We start from the raw sequence: 2,786 nt of genomic DNA, 5'->3' as shown, positions 1-2,786 counted from the left end.
CGCGGTTCGCCGGCACGCCGGTGAAGCGCACCGGCCGCGACCGCTTCCTGCGCAACGTCCTGATCGCGGTGGGCAACTCGGGCGATCCCGCGCTGGCCGCCTCCGCCGAGCGAAACTTGGGCGGCGCGTCGGCGATCGTGCGCGGCATGGCGGTCTGGGCCTGCGGCGCGCTGCTCGGTCCCGCGGCCTGCCGCCCCCTTTACGAACGTCATGGGCTCGGCGAGACCGACCCGGACGTGCTGGCCGAATGGCGCGCTCTCTTGGACCCGCCGGAGGAGACCTGATCGATGACCCTCTTCGTGTTCGGCCTCGGCTTTTCTGCCCGGCGCTTCGCGGAGGCCGCCCGCGACCGCTTCCCGCAGATCTGCGCCACCGTGACCGACGCGGACAAGGCGCGGGCGCTCGAGGCCGAGACCGGGCTGTCGATGCGCGCCTTCGGCCCCGAGGCAGACGACCCGCGCATCCCCGCCGACCTCGCGGCGGCCGACGCGCTCCTCGTCTCCGTCCCGCCCGACCGCGACGGCGATCCGGTGCTGCGCCGTTTCCGCGACGACATCGCCCGGAGCCGGATCGGCTGGATCGGCTACCTCTCGACCATCGGCGTCTACGGCGACCACGACGGCGCCTGGATCGACGAGGCGACGCCGGCCACCCCGAAGAGCGCGCGCTCGCAGGGGCGGCTCGCCGTCGAGAACGCGTGGCTCGCGCTCGGGGCCGAGACCGGCAAGGCCGTGCAGGTGTTCCGGCTGTCGGGCATCTACGGCCCCGGCCGCAACCCGATCGTGAAGCTGCGGGACGGCCGGTCCCAGCGCATCGTGAAAGCGGGACAGGTCTTCAACCGCATCCACATCGACGACATCGCCGCGACGCTGCTGGCCTCCCTCGACCGCCCGCGCAACGGCGCGGTCTACAACGTCACCGACGACGAGCCGGCCGCGCCCCAGACCGTGACGGAATACGCAGCCAGGCTCACCGGCCTTCCCCTACCGCCTGAGGTCGACTTCGAGACCGCCGACCTCTCGCCGATGGCGCGTAGCTTCTACGGCGAGAACAAGCGCGTGCGGAACCGCCTGATCCGCGAGGAACTCGGCGTCGAACTCGCCTACCCCACCTACCGGGAGGGGCTGCAGGCGCTGAAGGACGAGGCGGCCGGCTGAGGGCGCCGCCCCGTCTTCACGATTTCCGCGGCGGCATGTGCGCGTCGAGCCAGGCGGTCAGCCAGGCGGCGACGTCGAGGCTGTTCCGGTCCTGCATCAGCATGTGCGAGTTGCCGGTCAGGCCGACGTCGGCCAGCAGCACCAGCTCGGCCTTGCCGCCGGCCTTGTTGGCGGCCTCGACGAAGGCGCGGCAGAGCTTGAGCCGCGGCGCCCAGCGCGGCGCCAACTCGACGTAGTCGCCCCACAGCACGAGGATCGGCAGGTCCCTGTAGGGCGCCATGTCGTCCTTGGCCGGATCGGGGCAGGCCGCCGGCTCGATCGCCACGAGGCCGCGGATGCCGGCGCGGTCGAGCGCCGCGGTCTGGAACGGGTAGATGCCCGATTGCGAGTGGCTGATCAGGATCGCGCCGTCCAACGTCTTCGCCAACTCGGACAGGGCGGGGACGGTCGGGTTCGGGGTCGGCAGGGTCGCGGCCCAGTCGGCGACCATCTGCTTCCAGAACTCGCCCTGCGCCTCCAGCGGGAACTGCATCCCGGGGAAGACCTCCGGGTATTTCGGGCCGAAGCGGAAGATCGCCCAGGCCGGTTCCTGGCCGGCCGAGACCACCGGCGGCAGCGTCTCCGGCGCGGCCTTGCCGGTCTTCACCGCATTGATCGCGGACGGGTCGACCGCAGAGCGGCCGCGGCCGGCCTGGTCGATCACGTAGGTGGGAAAGCCGGCGCGGACGAAGAACTCGTCCCAGCCCATGCGCCCGTCCGGCGTCGTCTCCCAGGTCTTGCCGGTAAGGCAGCAGCCGTGGATCAGGACGACCGCCGGACGCTTGGCCTCCACCGGGATTTGGTAGCGCACGTAGACCTGGTCGACGGCGATCGTGCCCGAGGGCGCGTAGGCCGGCAGCGTCGAGAGCGTGTCCGAGGCGACGCTGCGGCCGCCGACGAAGAAGCTGCCCTGCCGGGCGATGGTCAGCGGCCCCAAGGGCTCGGCGGCCGCCGCCCCGGTCATCAGGCCGCCCGCGAGGGCGACGGCGGCGAGCTGCCGGCGAAGCGGTTTTGAGGTTTCCTCGGACATGCGCTTCCCGGGCTTTTCCGCGACGCCATCTTCCTGCGCCGCGACCCGGAGCCTAGCACCGTCGCACCCGCCGGCATCAACCGGAGGGTGCAACGGCGAGACGATCAGGCCGAGAGTTCACGCTCGACGCGGGCGGCGGCCTCGGGCGGCACGTCGAGGGCCTCCGCCAGCATCTTGAGGAACTGGCGCTCCTGCATCGTGTCGAGGTCGATCGCCAGCGCCGCCGCGGCGTAGATCCGTGCGGCGGCTTCGGCATCGTCCACCGCGTCGGCGATCTCGTCGATCTCGGCCGGGTTGCCGAGCTCGCGCTCGAGCCAGGCGCGCCCGTCGCGGTCGATGCCGGCGGCCGCCACCGCCTCGTCGAGGCGGCGGCGCTCGGCCGCGTCGACCACGCCGTCGGCGACCGTCGCGGCCACCATCGCCCGCAGCATCAGGCGCGCCTCGTCCTCCGGCACGTCCTGGAAGGCCGCCGTCTCGGTCGCGTCCGCCTTGCCGCCGCGTAGCGACCGGTAGGCGAGGCCGCCGATCAGGGCGAGGCCGCCGAGCGCTGCGCCGGCGAG

At 72.8% G+C, this 2,786-nt stretch carries 3 protein-coding genes and 1 pseudogene; 2 read left to right on the top strand and 2 right to left on the bottom strand.

Annotated features, from left to right (window positions below):
- Both FV222_RS22130 and FV222_RS22125 read left to right on the top strand, forming a co-directional pair.
- Window positions 1-284: pseudogene (locus FV222_RS22130) on the top strand (tRNA epoxyqueuosine(34) reductase QueG); the annotation flags it as partial.
- 3 nt (window positions 285-287) lie between these two features.
- Window positions 288-1,157 (top strand): SDR family oxidoreductase, encoded by an 870-nt coding sequence (locus tag FV222_RS22125; RefSeq protein WP_147763290.1) that lies wholly within the window; start codon window positions 288-290, stop codon window positions 1,155-1,157.
- A gap of 16 nt (window positions 1,158-1,173) precedes the next feature.
- On the opposite strand, the gene FV222_RS22120 is transcribed toward FV222_RS22125, so the two are convergent.
- Together FV222_RS22120 and FV222_RS22115 are read right to left on the bottom strand one after the other, a co-directional pair.
- On the bottom strand, window positions 1,174-2,226 hold the full coding sequence (locus tag FV222_RS22120) for an esterase (RefSeq protein WP_147763291.1): 1,053 nt from the start codon (window positions 2,224-2,226) through the stop codon (window positions 1,174-1,176).
- A 104-nt stretch (window positions 2,227-2,330) separates the two neighbouring features.
- Window positions 2,331-2,786, bottom strand: a 456-nt coding sequence (locus FV222_RS22115; RefSeq protein WP_147815650.1) for a DUF533 domain-containing protein, incomplete at its 5' end; no start/stop codon positions are given.

The sequence above is a fragment of the Methylobacterium sp. WL103 genome, from assembly GCF_008039885.1.
In the GTDB taxonomy this organism is placed as follows: domain Bacteria; phylum Pseudomonadota; class Alphaproteobacteria; order Rhizobiales; family Beijerinckiaceae; genus Methylobacterium; species Methylobacterium cerastii.
The sequence above is the reverse complement of the archived record's forward strand: the minus strand, read 5'-3'. Positions and strand labels throughout refer to the sequence as shown.

Excerpts from the sequence above, each read along its gene's own strand:
- FV222_RS22125 (WP_147763290.1), top strand. The coding sequence starts at position 288 with ATGACCCTCTTCGTGTTCGGCCTCGGCTTTTCTGCCCGGCGCTTCGCG.
- FV222_RS22120 (WP_147763291.1), bottom strand. The coding sequence starts at position 2,226 with ATGTCCGAGGAAACCTCAAAACCGCTTCGCCGGCAGCTCGCCGCCGTC.